General features: G+C 62.5%; 13 protein-coding genes and 2 tRNA genes. 10 read left to right on the plus strand and 5 right to left on the minus strand.

Features of this window, described 5'->3' with window-relative positions; all coding sequences use genetic code 11:
• Nucleotides 1-2 precede the first annotated feature (2 nt).
• The 7 genes from LDN70_RS07130 to LDN70_RS07160 all read left to right on the plus strand — a co-directional run bounded on the left by LDN70_RS07130 (nt 3) and on the right by LDN70_RS07160 (nt 7,508).
• Entirely contained in the window at nt 3-965 is a 963-nt protein-coding gene (locus LDN70_RS07130; RefSeq protein ID WP_142939730.1) for a GNAT family N-acetyltransferase, read from the plus strand.
• A gap of 115 nt (nt 966-1,080) precedes the next feature.
• On the plus strand, nt 1,081-2,586 hold the full coding sequence (locus LDN70_RS07135; protein ID WP_223942157.1) for a YibE/F family protein: 1,506 nt from the start codon (nt 1,081-1,083) through the stop codon (nt 2,584-2,586).
• 113 nt (nt 2,587-2,699) lie between these two features.
• Nucleotides 2,700-3,881: a tRNA dihydrouridine synthase DusB gene (gene dusB / locus LDN70_RS07140; RefSeq protein WP_142939728.1), complete on the plus strand. Its 1,182-nt coding sequence runs from the start codon at nt 2,700-2,702 to the stop codon at nt 3,879-3,881.
• Between the two features lie 64 nt (nt 3,882-3,945).
• Nucleotides 3,946-5,262, plus strand: coding sequence for a deoxyguanosinetriphosphate triphosphohydrolase (locus LDN70_RS07145; protein ID WP_223942158.1), 1,317 nt, complete (start codon nt 3,946-3,948; stop codon nt 5,260-5,262).
• A 59-nt stretch (nt 5,263-5,321) separates the two neighbouring features.
• Nucleotides 5,322-7,193, plus strand: a complete 1,872-nt coding sequence (gene dnaG, locus LDN70_RS07150) for a DNA primase (protein ID WP_223942159.1) — start codon at nt 5,322-5,324, stop codon at nt 7,191-7,193.
• A 53-nt stretch (nt 7,194-7,246) separates the two neighbouring features.
• Nucleotides 7,247-7,319, plus strand: a tRNA-Asn gene (locus LDN70_RS07155).
• A gap of 116 nt (nt 7,320-7,435) precedes the next feature.
• Nucleotides 7,436-7,508 (plus strand) — tRNA-Asn (locus LDN70_RS07160).
• A 50-nt stretch (nt 7,509-7,558) separates the two neighbouring features.
• On the opposite strand, the gene LDN70_RS07165 is transcribed toward LDN70_RS07160, so the two are convergent.
• The 5 genes from LDN70_RS07165 to LDN70_RS07185 form a co-directional block, all read right to left on the minus strand.
• The gene (locus LDN70_RS07165; RefSeq protein WP_142939725.1) at nt 7,559-7,966 is read right to left on the minus strand and encodes a hypothetical protein; all 408 of its coding nucleotides are present in this window, start codon (nt 7,964-7,966) and stop codon (nt 7,559-7,561) included.
• Nucleotides 7,967-8,010: 44 nt separating this feature from the next.
• Nucleotides 8,011-9,294, minus strand: coding sequence for an alpha/beta hydrolase (locus tag LDN70_RS07170; RefSeq protein WP_223942160.1), 1,284 nt, complete (start codon nt 9,292-9,294; stop codon nt 8,011-8,013).
• A gap of 22 nt (nt 9,295-9,316) precedes the next feature.
• The gene (locus LDN70_RS07175; RefSeq protein ID WP_142939723.1) at nt 9,317-11,815 is read right to left on the minus strand and encodes a bifunctional lysylphosphatidylglycerol flippase/synthetase MprF; all 2,499 of its coding nucleotides are present in this window, start codon (nt 11,813-11,815) and stop codon (nt 9,317-9,319) included.
• A gap of 143 nt (nt 11,816-11,958) precedes the next feature.
• On the minus strand, nt 11,959-12,138 hold the full coding sequence (locus LDN70_RS07180; RefSeq protein WP_142939722.1) for a YMGG-like glycine zipper-containing protein: 180 nt from the start codon (nt 12,136-12,138) through the stop codon (nt 11,959-11,961).
• 50 nt (nt 12,139-12,188) lie between these two features.
• Nucleotides 12,189-13,418 carry a multidrug effflux MFS transporter gene (locus tag LDN70_RS07185; protein WP_142939721.1) on the minus strand — a complete coding sequence of 410 codons (1,230 nt, stop codon included), beginning with the start codon at nt 13,416-13,418 and terminating at the stop codon, nt 12,189-12,191.
• 172 nt (nt 13,419-13,590) lie between these two features.
• Between LDN70_RS07185 and LDN70_RS07190 the strand changes: the two genes are divergently transcribed.
• The 3 genes from LDN70_RS07190 to LDN70_RS07200 are packed head-to-tail and all read left to right on the plus strand — an operon-like array spanning nt 13,591 to nt 16,025.
• Nucleotides 13,591-14,439: a phage holin family protein gene (locus LDN70_RS07190; protein ID WP_142939720.1), complete on the plus strand. Its 849-nt coding sequence runs from the start codon at nt 13,591-13,593 to the stop codon at nt 14,437-14,439.
• A 45-nt stretch (nt 14,440-14,484) separates the two neighbouring features.
• Nucleotides 14,485-15,108, plus strand: a complete 624-nt coding sequence (locus tag LDN70_RS07195) for a CDP-alcohol phosphatidyltransferase family protein (RefSeq protein WP_223942161.1) — start codon at nt 14,485-14,487, stop codon at nt 15,106-15,108.
• Nucleotides 15,108-16,025 carry a DMT family transporter gene (locus tag LDN70_RS07200; RefSeq protein WP_142939718.1) on the plus strand — a complete coding sequence of 306 codons (918 nt, stop codon included), beginning with the start codon at nt 15,108-15,110 and terminating at the stop codon, nt 16,023-16,025. Before LDN70_RS07195 ends, LDN70_RS07200 begins: the two co-directional genes overlap by 1 nt.
• Nucleotide 16,026: the final 1 nt, after the last annotated feature.

Genomic DNA, 16,026 nt, shown 5'->3' on the forward strand with positions numbered 1-16,026 from the left:
CCGTGGCTTTGGATTACCGCGAATGGAAGGAAGGCGATGACCTCGCCCTCCTGGAAATCTGGGGCGGCCCGGAAACACTCCCCGCAGAGCAGTTCCGTGCAGCACTGGCGCCTTCGAGCAACCAGCCGTGGCGCCGCTGCATCGTGGCCGAGGACGTGGTGGATGGCGTACGGATTCCCGTCGCTGCAGGTGTTGTCCATGAGGCTTCGCTGCACCCCGAACGGCTCTGGGCGTACGTTGAGGTTGCCAAAGACCACCGCCGTGAAGGCGTGGGTGCCACCCTGCTGACCATGCTGCGCCGGGAAGCCGGGAACTCGCCGTCGGGCGTTTCCAAATTGCGCAGCAAGGTGGAGCCGGACACTGCCGGTGCTGCATTTGCTGCGGCAGCGGGACTTTCGCCCATTCAGCGCTCGCAACTGGTGGTGGTGAAGCCAGAGCCGTTGTCCCTGCCGCGTTTTGGCGACGGTTCCGAGGAAGCCGCCTCGGAGCGCGTGGAAGACCTGGCTACAGGTTCGGTGGAACTGAGCGACGTGGTGGGCAAGTACTACTCCCACGTCCACCACTGGGACAGCCCCGGAGAGCTGAGCATTGCCACAGTGCAGCGTTTGTTCCTGCATGACCTGACCGGCGCGCACGGGGCAATTGTCCTGCGCGCACCCAAAGCGAGTGCGTTCGGCCAAGGCGTTCCTGCCAGCCGGAAAGGTAAGATCCAGGCGTTCGCCATCAGCTACGCCCAAGGCAATTCCGACGAGCCGTCTGATGTCTTCCTTGGACACGATCCCCTGCTGTCCGCCGAGGAAGCAGCGGCCGCGGTCCGGGACCTGCTGGCACTCATTGCCTACCAGCACCCGGTCCTGCTGGAAGTTGACGAATCCATGACGGCGCTCCGCACGGTTCTTGATCCGCTGCTGGAATCCGGAAAAGCCCATGTGCGGGGCGCAGACACCCTGATCGTCAGCGACTGACCACATCTTCGGCACGCCCGGATCCCACGTTGCCCGCATCCCGCGGGCCGCGTGGGATGCTGCGTTTAAGTGCAGCTGTGCCCGCGTAGGGTTAAGGCATGAGGTTTTGCTGCTGATGGGCCACGGTCACTCCCACGGTCATTCTGAAAATTCCGAGCCAACCCCGCAGGCCATTGCGTCGCGGAAGCGGGCCAACTGGATTCTCGCGGCCATTCTTGTTCCGGTGGGCGTCCTGACGCTCGTGGCCATGATGGTCCTGTGGCCTTCCGGCAGCCGCGAGGGCATCACGTTTTCAAGCCCATACCAACCCGCCCCCGGGGTCACGTTCGACACTGGCAGGATTCAGAGCGTGGTGGTGGAAAGCTGCACGCAGACCGGTCAAAGCAACACGGGCCAGGGCAACACCGGCCAAAGCAACACGGGCCAAACTGACACGGGCCAGAACAGCCAGTCCGGCGGATCCCAGTGCACGTTCGCCTTCACGGAGCCGGATAAGGGCGGGGACGTGGTGAAGGTTGTCATCAACCCTGACGTGGCCATGTCCCACGGCGTGGATGTGGGGGACTCCATCCGGTACCTCAACCTGTCCGCCGTCCAGGGGGCAAGTGCGGGAAGCGGCGCCCCGGCTTATGTATTTGTGGACTTTGTCCGCAGCATTCCCATCGCCCTCCTGGCTGTCCTGTACGCAGCGGTGGTCATCGCGGTGGCCCGTTGGCGCGGCTTCCGGGCGCTTCTTGGCCTGGTGGGTGCCTATTTTGTGCTGGTGAGCTTCATTCTGCCGGGTTTGGTGGAAGGAAAACCGCCGCTCCTGCTGGCTCTGGTGGGCTCTACGGTGATCATGATCGGGGTCCTGTACTTTGCGCACGGGTTCTCGGCGCGAACGTCTACGGCCCTGCTGGGCACGATCTTTGGGCTCAGCATCACTGCGCTGTTGGCGGCGTGGGCTACGGACGCGGCTAATTTGGCCGGAGTGGGGAACCACGACGCTTCAACGCTGGTGAACATGTCCCCGCAGATCTCGATCTCCGGGATCATCCTCTGCGGCCTCATCATTTCCGGCCTGGGCGTTCTCAACGATGTCACCATCACGCAGTCCTCCGCAGTGTGGGAACTTTACGAACTGGCGCCCAACACCAGTGCCCGCAAGCTGTTCTCCTCGGCTATGCGGATCGGGCGGGACCACATCGCTTCCACCGTCTACACCATCGCCTTTGCCTACGCGGGCGCCGCACTTCCCATTCTCATCATTGTGATGCTCTATGACCGCCCGCTCGCGGAAGCACTGACCAGTGCCGAGCTGTCCGAGGAAGTCATCCGCACCTTGGTGGGCTCCATCGGCCTGGTTCTTGCCATCCCCGTCACCACCCTGATCGCTGTCCTGGTGGTGAAGGCCACCGGCATAAAGCGCCTTGCCGCAGCAGGCGGGGCCTCGGTGAGTCCCGATGAGCTTAGGGACACCGGTTCGCTGGCAGCAGCCGCCGTCGTCGCGGGTTCAGGGTCGGAGGACACGCACGACGCCGACACGCGCCTTGACGCTCACGGCAAGCCGGCACGCCCGGGTAGCCGCCGTGCACAACGGGAAGCGGAGCGCCGCGGCGGAAGCACCGACAACACCACCTGACGCCGGGTCTGGATCTTGCCCCCAGGGCCCGCCTGAGTACGGTGCGCTGGACGATCAAGCAGGGGATTCGGCGGGCCGTCCGCCGATTTGCCCGGATTTGCAACAATGGTTAGGTGACTGTTGTAGCAACGCCCCCCGCACCAAAGCTTGAGCTCCCGCCATTGAAGCTTGGCAGGATCACCGTGGACACCCCCGTGATCCTTGCCCCGATGGCCGGCATCACCAACTCGGCCTTCCGCAGGCTCTGCCGTGAATACGGCGGCGGCATGTACGTGGCCGAGATGGTGACGTCCCGTGCCCTTGTGGAGCGGACGCCGGAATCGTTGCGCATCATCTCCCATGATGAGGACGAGAAAGTCCGTTCCGTGCAGCTCTACGGCGTGGATCCTGTGACGGTGGGCGCCGCGGTGCGGATGCTGGTGGAAGAGGACCGGGCCGATCACATCGACCTCAACTTCGGCTGCCCCGTGCCCAAGGTCACCCGGCGCGGTGGCGGTTCGGCGCTTCCCTGGAAGATCGATCTGTTCACCTCAATCGTCAATACAGCAGTCAAGGAAGCCGCCAAGGGCGATATCCCGCTCACCATCAAAATGCGCAAAGGCATTGATGAGGATCACCTGACGTACCTCGACGCCGGCCGGATCGCCCGCGACGCCGGAGTAGCCGCCGTCGCACTTCACGGCAGGACTGCCGCGCAGTTCTATTCCGGCCAGGCCGACTGGTCCGCCATTGCCCGCCTCCGCGAAGCTCTGCCGGACATCCCGGTGCTGGGCAACGGCGACATTTGGTCTGCCGAGGATGCAGTTCGCATGGTCCGGGAAACCGGTGTGGACGGTGTCGTAGTGGGCCGCGGTTGCCAGGGCCGCCCCTGGTTGTTCGGCGACCTCCAGGCAGCGTTCGAGGGCAGCGACCAGCGGCACCGGCCCGGGCTCCGGGAAGTGGCGGAGGGCGTCTACCGCCATGCTGAGCTGATGGTGGAGACCTTCGGCAACGATGAATACAAGGCACTCCGTGAGATCCGCAAGCACATGGCCTGGTACTTCAAGGGCTATGTTGTGGGTGGCGAACTCCGTGCCAAGCTGGCCACCGTTCCCACCCTCGAGGTGCTGCGCGAATACCTTGATGAACTGGATATGGACTCGCCCTACCCGGGAGTCGATTCCGAGGGCCCCCGCGGCCGCGCTGGTTCGCCCAAGAAGCCTGCGTTGCCCAAGGACTGGCTGGAGAGCCGTCAGCTGAACGCTGAACAGAGCGCGGATATCTCGGCCGCAGAGCTGGACGTTTCGGGCGGCTAGCCTCACACGTGTAAGACTGACTCAAGAAGCTCCACACCCCGGCGCTTGAAGGAGGCAGATACCCATGGGAACCGAAGCGTTTCTTGGCCACGACGGGACGGCCCACAATTTTGTGCTGGCCATCCCCGGATACGCCGAGGCAGATTCCGCGCGGTGGGTCGAAGAGCCCCGCAAGAGCAACTATCGCTCCGACTTTGAACGGGACCGCGCCAGGGTCCTGCACTCCTCGGCGTTGCGCAGGCTCGGCGCAAAAACGCAGGTAGTTGCCCCGGACACGGATGACTTTGTCCGAACCAGGTTGACCCACAGCCTGGAGGTGGCGCAGGTAGGCCGCGAACTGGGCCGGTCCCTCGGCTGTGATCCTGATGTGGTTGACACTGCATGCCTGAGCCACGATCTCGGACATCCGCCCTTCGGCCACAATGGTGAGTCCGCTCTGAACGAAGTTGCGCACACGATCGGTGGCTTCGAAGGCAACGCCCAAACCCTGCGGCTCCTGACCCGCCTGGAACCCAAGGTACTGGCAGAGGACGGCAGGCCTGCAGGACTCAACCTGACCCGTGCCAGCCTGGACGCCGCGTCCAAGTACCCGTGGTCCGCCGTCGATGCTCCTGTCATTCATGGGCACCGCACCAGCAAATTCGGCGCCTACGAGGACGATCTTCCCGTCTTTGAATGGCTGCGTGAAGGCGCTCCGGGTAACCGTTCCTGCATCGAGGCCCAGGTGATGGACCTTGCAGACGATATTTCCTACTCGGTCCACGATGTTGAGGATGCGATCGTCGCCGGTCATTTCCAGCTCAAATGGATGGAGAACCCGGACCACCGGGCGCGCGTGGTGGGCTACACCAAGCAGTGGTATTTGCCGCATAACGATCCCGCCGAGATTGATGCTGCCCTTGCCCGCCTGGAAGCCACCAAAGTTTGGGTGCGCGAAGCTGACGGCAGCCGGAAATCCATGGCTGCGCTGAAGGATATGACCAGCCAGTTGATCGGCCGGTTCTGCCAGAGCGCCATGGAGACAACCCGTGCGCACTTCGGCCCGGCCAACCTGACCCGGTACGACGCCGAGCTCATGGTTCCTGAGGAAACTGTCACTGAGATTGCGGTCCTCAAGGGCCTGGCCACCACGTTCGTGATCTCCACCGACCATCGCCAGCCGGTGTACGAGCGTCAACGCGAAGTGCTGCACGCACTGGTCGGCGTTTTGAACGCCACAGGTGACCGTCACTTGGAGCCGATGTTTGCCGCTGACTGGCGCGACGCCGTCGACGACGGTGCGCGGCTGCGCGTGGTGATCGACCAAGTCGCCTCGCTGACGGACGTCTCCGCGTTGGCCATGTATGAGCGGCTTGTGGGGAGCCTTCCCTCGCTCTGGTAGCCCGCGGAACCCTGACGTTAACGGCGGGGACGCCCCGGGCAAGCGACTAGGATGGTGACGTGGCTGGCCTGATCAAACGTGAAGATATAGACGAATTACGCCAGCGCACGGATATCAAGGAAGTCGTTGACGGTTACGTCACCCTCAAGGGCGCCGGGCTAGGCAGTTTCAAAGGCCTGTGCCCGTTCCACGACGAACGCTCACCCTCGTTCACTGTCCGCCCGCAAGTGGGCCGATACCACTGCTTCGGATGTGGGGAAGACGGCGATGCCATCTCCTTTGTCCAGAAAATGGACCATAGCTCGTTCCACGAGGCCGTAGAGAAACTGGCTGCCAGAATCGGCTATGAGCTGCGCTATGAGGATGGCGGCACCGGTCCCAGCCGTGAAGAGGTGGGCAAGCGCCAACGCCTGTTGGACGCTCACAAGATCGCCGATGAGTTCTTCCGTGCGCAGTTGCTGACGCCCGGAGCTGCCGAGGGGCGGAACTTCCTGGACGGCCGCGGTTTCGACCGCGCCGCCGCCGAACATTTTGGCGTCGGATACGCGCCCCAGGGCTGGGACGCACTGTTGAAGCATCTCCGCGGCCGTGGGTTCACTGATGCTGAGTTGAAGCTCACAGGCATGTTCTCGGAAGGAAACCGGGGAATCTACGATCGTTTCCGTGGAAGGCTGATCTGGCCCATCAGGGACATCGCAGGCGACACCATCGGCTTCGGCGCGCGGAAGCTCTACGAGGACGACCAAGGCCCCAAATACCTGAACACTCCTGAAACCACGCTGTACAAGAAATCCCAAGTTCTTTATGGGATCGACATCGCCAAGCGCAACATCGCCAAGGAACGTCAATTGGTAGTGGTGGAGGGATACACAGACGTCATGGCCTGCCACCTCGCCGGAGTTACGACGGCGGTGGCCACCTGTGGTACTGCTTTCGGTACCGAGCACATCAAGGTGGCCCGGCGGCTGCTCTCGGACGACGGCAGCGGGGGAGAGGTCATCTTCACCTTCGACGGCGATGCCGCCGGCCAAAAAGCTGCCCTGCGGGCATTCGAAGAAGACCAGCGGTTCCAAGCCCAGACGTACGTGGCTGTTGAACCCAGCGGCGCCGATCCCTGTGATCTTCGTCAACTCAAGGGCGATTCCGCGGTGCGGGATCTGATTAGCAGCCGGAAACCCCTCTTTGAGTTCGCCATCAAGGCCTCGCTCCGCAGGCACAACCTCGACACCGTGGAAGGGCGTGTGGCCGCCTTGCGCGAAGCCGCCCCCGTGGTGGCGCAGATCAGGGACTCTGCCGCGCGGCCGGGCTACACCCGCGAACTTGCCGGGTGGCTGGGCATGCCCATCGAAGAGGTCAGTCGATTCGTTGGCGGAGCTGCCAAGCGCGCCGCCGCGGGCGGCGTGGGAGAACAGTCGACGGCAGCGGCAGCACCGGCGTCGAGCGGTCCCGTCTTCCAACGGCCCGATCCCCGGGACCCCATAGCCGGTATGGAACGCCAAGCGCTTGAAGTGGTCCTCCAGGAGCCATCAGTGCTGGGCGGGGGAGCCTGGGAGCGTTTCGAGGCCTCGCAGTTCACCACTCCTGCTTACGCCGCCGTCCACACTGCCGTGCGGGCTGCCGGTCTGGCACACTCGGATGACCCCGTGGCGTGGGTGGAGCAGGTCCGTCAGGAAGTCCCCGAGCCCTTGAGGCCACTGGTCTCGGAGTTGGCAGTGACGCCCCTGCCGGCGAGCACTGCCGAGGCCATGCAGCGGTACTGCCGTGACATCCTGGCCCGTCTTTTCGAATTGCAGATCACCAGGATCAAGGCAGACAAGATGGGTCAGCTGCAGCGCTTGGATGCAGGTGCCAATCCGGAGGAGTTCCAGCGGCTGAACCGGGAGCTGATGCAACTCGAAATGGAGCGCAGGTCGCTGCGTTCGGACGGTTGAAAGCGCCGATTTCACTTTCCGGCGGGCCCCTGTTAAGCTAGTAACCGCTTCATTCCTCCGTAGCTCAATTGGCAGAGCATTCGACTGTTAATCGAAGGGTTACTGGTTCAAGTCCAGTCGGAGGAGCGCGCAATACCCCCGTTTCGAGCCTTCGAAACGGGGGTATTTTTATACCCCCGAGGGGTATGGTGAGTCGATTTCGCATTCCGGTAGAACCTTTGCTAAAGTCATAACCGCTTCATTCCTCCGTAGCTCAATTGGCAGAGCATTCGACTGTTAATCGAAGGGTTACTGGTTCAAGTCCAGTCGGAGGAGCAACGGGACCCCGTACCGGCTTTTCAGCTGGTGCGGGGTCTGCTTTTTGATCACACAAAATCCATCTCCACTTGCAGGAACCGGGCCGCCTCGACCACCGCCGCCAGGAACGAATCCTGCTCGGTGGGCGGAGTCCGGGGTTCGCGGGGATGCCATTCGTGGGGCGCCGAGTAAACGCGGGTAAAGCCGCCTCCTGGCGGGGCATAGAAGATGCCAAAGCGTTGGACCGGCCATTCCGGCGAGGTCTCCGGTGCGACCAACAGCGCGGCGTCGGTTTCGGGGTTGTACCACTGGGCAATGGGTCTGCGACGGTCATCGGTAAAGAGCCCGGCGGCGTATAGTGCAGCCGACTGAGGGCTGGTCACCGAGCACAGGCGGTCCCACCACAGCGGCAGGATGCGTTCATCCCGACGCTGCCACGGTGCCGGAAGCGGCTGCAGCTCTTGCCCATGTGGCACAGCTCAACTTTATCGCCGGTCCCGGGCTGGCAAAAGGGCAAAGGCTATTTTGAGAGTCCAAGCCTTGGGTACAGCACGTCGAAACCCTTGGTCAGGCCTGCGTTCAACGCCAAGCCAACGTGACCGCCGTTAGGCACTTCGTAGTACGTCACGGTCATCCCAGCATCCCGGGCGGCAGCGGAGACTGCCTTGGCGGCTGCCACGTACGTGGTGTCGTCCGAGCCTACGGTGAAAACTGCCGTTGTGTTAGGGAACTGCTTGCCTTTCATGATGTTGATGGGCTTCTGGGCATCGTAGGCAGCCTGGTTGCCATCGAAGATCGATGCAAGGTTGCCGGCCGGGTCCTCCGCGCCGGGAAATTCCTCGCCGGAGATGTCCACCACGTTGCCCCACATCTGCGGGTATTTGACCGCGAACGAGATTGCGCATTGGCCGCCATTGGAGTAGCCGGCTATGGTCCAGTGTTCGCGGTCCTCGAGGATGTTCAAGTTCGCTTTGGCCCAATTCACCACGTCCTGGTTGATGTACTTCTCAACGTTGCCGTACTTGGCGGTGTCCAGGCAGAGGGTGTCATTCTGGTCGGGGCCGATCTGGTCTGCCACGATTGCGATGGGGGCAAGGCCGTTGTTCCTGGCTGCGAACTCGTCCAGGGCGGCCGAAACGTATTGCGGATCAGGGAGCCCCGGCTGGCCCATCATGAGGACGAACAAGGGCAGCTTGGGCGGATGTGCCGTGAGGGCGGCAGGGGGCAGGTAGATGCCCGCAGGCCTGGCGACAAAACCGGAGGCGGTGGCTGGTATGACCTGGGTTCCTGCTTCGCCCTTCGCCGGCTGGTCGGCAGGGGGCTTCCAGCTCTGCCATAGCGGACCGGCTGTGACAGAGGCGTCCGGGTCAGGTTTAGCCAGTTGAATGGCGTCCTCCGTGGAGATTCCCAGCGCTGAGCCCAAGGTTTTGTTGAGCCCGAACTCGGTGTTGATGCCCAGACCGGCCACCACCACGAACACGGGAATCGAGAGAGCCGCCACTACCTTCCGCCAGCGCTGGCTATGGCGGAAACTGACCACGGCCAGACCCACGGCGGCAAAGCAGGAAATCGCCCAGAACCACACCCGCGGCGTCAGCCCCACATGAAAGACGTCCATGATGTCCTCCACGAGCCACACGGTCAACCACCCGAACAGTCCCGCCACCACAATCGCCGTGATCGCGGTACGGGCCCAACGCGCTGACGGCCTCAGGAACAACAGCAGGAAAAAGCCGACGCCGATCACCCCGGCGATGATCATGACGACGGGGCCGCTGATCTCGAGCTTCAAGAGCTCGTTCATGACCGGGAGGTCCGCTCGTGCCTCATGCGGCTGGCTCCTTGGCTACCATCTGCCGCAACAGCCCGGCGCTCTGCGTGGGGGACAGCCCCGGCAGGTAGGCCGAACCCACCGCGATGCCGATGGAAGGCAAGGCCAACGGGTCCTGGTAGTACATGTATAGCGTCCTGTGTTCGGGCTGGAACCTTGATTTGAAAGCGGCCAAGGATTTGAAACCGTACATGGGTTCCAGGGCGTTTCCCAGGAGCGCAAGGACGCGGTCCAAAGCGCTGCGGTCTCCATCGCCGGCACCGGCCCCTGCAGTGGCGAGCGGTGAGCCGGATAGGGAGATTTGGGGTACTTCTTCTTTGAAGTGGGTCACGGCAGAGGCGATCAGGAATTCCATGACGCCCTTGAAACCTGTGGTGCGGCGGCGCATGAAGTCCAAGGTCCACCCTGAGATGACCCCGTGGGTGAAGACCGGGAGCCAGCTGGTTACCCCGTGGACCAATCCGTCGTCGTCCACCGCCACGCAGCAGAGCACCTCGGGATCTTTGAGCTCGTTCAAGCCGCCCAGGGTGAAGCCCATCTCCGGAAGGGCCTTATCGGCCACCCATTCTTCGGAGATCTCAGCCAGCTGCGCCCTGATTCCCGGAGGCATCTCAGGGTAGGGGTACCAGTGATCCTTGATGGCAAGTTTGTCTGCGCGGTTGAGTGCGGTCCGGACGTTCTGCCACTCTTTCCCCTTGAAGGTCATGGCCTGGACGTTCAGGAGTGTCTCTTCAGCTACTTCCAATTTCCTGAAGCCGTGGGGGAGCAGTGGGACATCCAGCTCTGCCGTTGCCGAATAGAAGCACGGGATCAGGCCCAGGTTGGCGCAGTGCTTGACGAAACCCGTCGCTGCCTCGGCATGGTGCTCCTCAGCGCCGAAAGGGCCGGCAACGGTGAGGGCCACCCCGTTATGGACCTGATAGGCGATTCCAGCTTTCCTGTCCGGGGTGAACCAGTACTGGTTGTTGTCCCAGAGAGCCATCCAGGACAACGTGCCGCCGCCATCATGCAGCAGTTCCCTGGCGTGTCCCAGATCCGCCGCCGGATCGGTGGCCAGCATCCTGAACCGCCGGAAGTTGTTCAGGACCAGCACCAGGATGCAGAGCCAGATGATGTCCCCGCCCAGGCCGTACAGCACTGTGCTGAGCAGGCCCTGGGGCAGGGCCACCACGAAGGGGACCGGGAAAGGTACCAGGATGTGGGTCAGTTGCCCGGCAAGGTCCAACAGGGTGGAGCGGCCCGGGTTGCCTTCGAGGAACCAGAAGATCACATAGAAGATCACAGCGGCCACAGCCAGAACGAGCGAGGTCCGGCCAAGAACCCGGTACCCGGCGTCGCTGGATTCGACGCGGAACTTATGCCGGTTCACCAGAAGCAGCACCGCGATGATGACAGGCGCGAGGACTGCGGGGACCGCGTACAGCAGGAGGTAGGCGAAGTCGTCATCGCCTAGTGTGACCCCCGGATCGGTCACGTACTGAAGGATGGAGAGGACAGTTACGGCTGCCAGATACAGCTGGATCACAAGGGTCAGCCGGTATGCGAGCCGCCGGCCGCGCCTCAGACCCTCAGCGCAGACCAGCAACAGCAGCACAGGAATCAGCGTCAGAATGGCCGCGCCGAAGCTCTGGACACCCACGATGCTTTGCAGGGTGACACAGTTGTTGTCGTTATTGCAGGCTTCCTGAACCTCATCGGCGTCGGGACTTGCCTGAAGCATCACCTCGGAAACCACCGACAGGGGGCCGACTTCCCACGTTCCGGTCAGTTGCGTCAGCAAAGGTCCCACCGCGAAGACACCCACCACGGTGCCCACCAGGAACCGTGTTTCGCGAAGGCTTGAGGAGTGCAACGAGCCTGCCCTGCGGCGCAGGACCAGCGACTGGATGGCCCAACCTGCCAGGATGCCGATCACGGCCCCGGCAAGCGCCTGCAGGGTTTGGGCGACCCCAACGAACAAGGCAAACATCAGCGTGGCGGCCAGCAACCACGTCCGCAGGCGCCGACGCCACAGTGCATCAAGCGCCGCCGTCGAACATCCCAGCGCTGCGGCGGCGCCACCATAGGCGCCCACTACATATTCGCCGCCCAGGAAACTGAGCCATTGGTCGCTGGCATCCGTTCCGAAGGTCACCAGCACCACAAGTACCAGGGCACTGAGGGCTGAACCGGCAATGAAAGCAGCCAGGGCCAGCCAAGGCCCCATAACGCGTTCGGCGATGCCCACACCCACCAGGATCGCCGCTGTGCAGGCCAGGTAGTCGAGCAAGGAGGAGGCGAAGAACCCCGAGGTGAAGATTGACCACCACGGTCCTGGCTCCACTGCCAAGCCAATTCCCACTTGATCCAGCAGATCTTGTCCGGGGCCGTTGACGAGGCTGCCGGAGATAGCGCCCAGCACCCAAAGGAGCACCACCAGCGCCAGCGTCAGCGGCAACCTCCGTAAGGTTGCCAAGCCGCGAACACTGCCCCGGAATACAACAGCCGTGCTCATGTGATGTCCCCTTCACCGGTTCAAGCACCGGTTACCCGGCTGGCCACCATTCTGCCCTGCGGTACGCGGTTAGGGGAGGGGTTGGTGGTTCCCGACGTCGGCGGGTCGCCTGCGGGGCCGGCTTAGTCATGCTTGCAGCTGGCTTAGTCCCGCTTCCAAGGGCCGGGGTTCACGCGGTAGAGCACAGCGGCGCCGATCACGGCGCCCAGGATGGCGCCGAACAGTGCGCTTCCCGCGGCGCGACCGAGAAGAGCACCGGCCAGGGCTCCAAGCAAGGCGCCAAGGAAGAGGCCCCTGCCGTTGCGGTGCGGTTTATTAGTCATGGTCACAGCCTACGGGGCCGGTTCTCAAGAGCCGGTCCTCAGGAGTCGGCCTAATGAATAGACGGAACCGACCGCGGCCGCACAACCAGCCAAAGCGCCGCAATAGCGCCAGTGATGCAGACGGCCATGACCGCGCCCATGGGTACAGCGGAGCTGACGCCCAGCCAACCCACCACCGGCGGGACAATACCGGCCATCATGAATTGGGATGCGCCCAGGAGCGATGCAGCGGTGCCCGCTTGCGCGCCGTGGTTGGCCAGGGACAGGACCTGAACGCACGGGAACATGAAGCCAGTGGCGCAAATGTAGAACCACAGAGGGATGAGGATGCCCCACAAACCCACATGGAACAGGTCAAGCACCACGATCAGCAGGGCGATGAACAGCATGAAGGCCGTAGCACCGGCCACGATCCACTGCGGAGCCACCCGTCGGATCAGTCGGGAGCTGATCTGTACGCCTGCCACGATGCCCAAGGAGTTGATACCGAACAGGATGCCGTATTCCTGCGGCGAAAAGCCGTAGACGTTTTGGAAAAGAAAGGTCGATGCTGATAGATAAGCGAAAAGTCCACCGAAATTCAGGCTTCCCACCAGCACCATGCCCACAAAGATCCTGTCCGTCAGGACGGTCTTGTAGCGCTGGCGCACGGTGACAGTGGATTTTCCCCGCTGCTCAGCCGGAAGTGTTTCCCGGATGAAGAAGATCGAAGCAAGGATGACCAGCAGTCCATAAGCGGCCAGGAAGAAAAAGATGCCCGGCCAAGGGAAAGCCAACAGCAGCTGGGAGCCGATGACCGGCGCCAGGATGGGGGCCAATCCGTTAACCAGCGACATCCGCGAGAACATCCGGACCATGGAGTAGCCGTGGAAGAGATCCCGGACCATGGCCATGGCCACCACGCCACCTCCGGCAGCACCGATCCCCATGAGCACGCGGAATAACGACAACATCCCGATGTCTGTGGCAAGCGCCGCACCCAGCGATGAGCCGATATGCACGGCTGTGGCCAGAATGAGCGGAAGCCGACGCCCCACCTTGTCACTGAAGGGTCCCACCAGCAGTTGGCCGAGCCCGAAGCCAACCGTGGTACCGGTCAGAGTGAGCTGGATCGCCGCCGCCGAGACATCAAAACTCTCTTCCAAAGCGGGGAACGCCGGAAGATAGAGGTCGATGGTGAAAGGACCGAGGGCGGTCAGTGCACCCAACAAGAGAATGTAGACGAGTTTTTCGCGTCGGCTCAGAGAATCGCCCGGAGCAATGGGAGAGGTCACGATCATCTATCCTATGGCCCGGATCATATTTATTGGACGTATGACGGGCGCGCCGGGGCATGATGCCGAAAGTTCAGCAGGAACCTGAATGATAGCTTTGAGGACAGGTGTCCGCGGGGATGGTTTTTCGCCGCGTTCGCCTTACACGATGCCCAGAGGAAGCAGTTAGGCGGAACCCATGAGTGGACGTCACACCGGCCGGCCCAGTCAAGGACCAGCCATTCGTACTTTGCCGAAGACCCTCAAGCTCGTAGCAAGGCTGGCTCCGAGGCAACTCAACGACGAAATAGCCTTGGCGAAGGTTGAACTTAAGCGAAAAGCCACGCAGGTTGGCATCGCCGGTGCCTTCTTCGGAGTAGCGCTTGTGTTCATGGCGCTCCTGGTCATTGCACTGGTTGTCGCGGCGATCCTGGGATTGGCCACCATTATGCCCGGCTGGCTGGCGGCTCTGATTGTTGCCGCCTTTTTCCTGGTGATTGTGGCCATCGCGTCCCTGATTGGTATTGCCAAGTTCAAGAAGGCCATGCCCTTGGTCCCCGAGGACACCATCCGGGGGATCAAACATGATCTGGGAATCGCCAAGGAAGGCTCTGACTTCGACGAGTCCATCCTCGATCCCAACTCGCCCGCCGCCAAGGCAGCCAAGGCCGAAAAGGAAGCGGCTGCGCAGAAGGCCAAGGCAGAGAAGGCTGCAAAGGAAGCCGCCAAGGAAGCCGATGCCGTCAAGGCGCCCACCGAAGCCGAGCTTCGCTCGCGCCTGAAGCGCCGCCGCGAACACCTCACGGGCGTTCGCGACGAGCTCGGTGAGCAGCTGGACGTCAAGAAACAGGGCCAGGCCCTGCTGCAGAGCGCCAATGGAAAGTTCCAGGAGAGCAGGGAATTCGCTGCGGCGAAGTTTGCCGACCTTGGAGACTCCGTCCCTGAGAGTCTCACCGAACGGCTTGCCGCCCGGTGGAAGGACCTTGCTGCGTTTGCCACGGCTGCAGTGGTGTTCGTTGTTGCACTGCGGAAGTTACTGAAGAAGTAGCAGCCAACGGCGCCACCAACACTGAAGACGAGGAAGGGGGAGAAGATGAGATTGATCGGAGCTGGGTCGCACCCTGACCGGCCGCAGGTTGATCACGACCTCATCTTCACTGTCCCCAACATCCTCACGGTACTTCGCTTCATGGGTGTGCCACTGTTCGTCTGGCTCGTCCTGTCCGAACAGGAGTACGGTTTCGCGGTCCTGGTGCTCGTCATCATGGGCAGTACCGACTGGGTGGATGGCTACATCGCCAGACGCTTCGACCAGACTTCCAAGCTTGGCCGGATCCTGGATCCCATGGCAGACCGGGCCGCACTGCTGGCGGTCGCCTTCACACTGGCGATTGCCGGCGTCGTGCAGTGGTGGTACCTGGCCGCGCTACTGGTGCCGGACGCCGTCCTGGCTGTTGCATCCCTGATTTACTTCCGGAGCCACCCGGACCTTCCGGTGAGCATCATCGGCAAGATCCGCACGGGGCTGCTGCTGATTGGTACGCCGTTGCTGGTCCTGTCCAAGTTGCCCGTTGCCTTCACCGACGTCTACTTCGTGGCCGCCTGGACGTTCCTGGGCCTGGGCCTGATCGGCCACTGGATAGCCGCTTACAACTACTACTGGGCCATCCTGCGCAAAGGAAAAGAATTGAAAACCGACGACGGCGGACGAGGCTGATGGTCTGGCTGGCGGTTTTTCTCGCGGTACTTGGTGCCTTCTTCCTCGCCATCGGCGCCCAGCGGCAGGGCAGCGCCGTGAAAGCCGACACCGGCGGCTTGGCGCTAAGCTCCAACGGTTTCCTGCGGCTCCTGCGGAATCCCCGATGGATGCTGGGCCTGCTGTTCCTCGCCCTCGGAATGGTGATGAACGCCATCGCCTTGGTCTCAGCACCTCTCACGGTGGTGCAGCCTATTGGTGCCATTGCGCTGGTGATCACAACAGTGGTCAATGCCAAGGACCAAGGTTTGAGCATCAACCGTGCAACCGTGGTGGCCATCAGTGCCTGTGTGACTGGTTCGGCGCTGTTCGTGCTCCTGGCCGTCAACGTCACGCAGGAGAACCATCACGTCAACAGCGACGACGAACTGACAATCGTTCTCCTCCTGGCCCTTGCGGTGGGCATTTTTGGGACACTTGCGGTTCTGTTCAAACACCGGATGAGTGCCTTCATCTACATTTTGGGAGCCGGTGTCCTGTTCGGCTTCGTCGCCGTTTTGACCCGCATCATCGGCAAGCACCTGCTGGACCCCAACGGCTTGTTCCTGCTGAACGTTCAGTGGTACACGCTGATAGCGATCGTGGCCGCCGGGGGACTGGGGTCATGGTTCGTTCAGAGCGCTTATTCCGGCGGCCCACCGGACCTGGTCATTGCCGGCCTGACCGTGATCGACCCCATGGTGGGCATCGCAATTGGCATTGTGATTCTGGGTGAGCTTCGTCCCGATGTCCACGCCGTGATGGCCATCGCCATGGCGGCGGCCGCTACGCTTGCTATCGTGGGGGTTATTGCCCTAAGCCGGCACCATCCGGAAGTCACCAAACGCAAGAAGGATGCAAAGGCGGCTGCCAACCGGAAAGCCCAGGGCAAAGCTTGAC

This window comes from Arthrobacter sp. StoSoilB22, from assembly GCF_019977315.1.
In the GTDB taxonomy this organism is placed as follows: Bacteria; Actinomycetota; Actinomycetes; order Actinomycetales; family Micrococcaceae; genus Arthrobacter.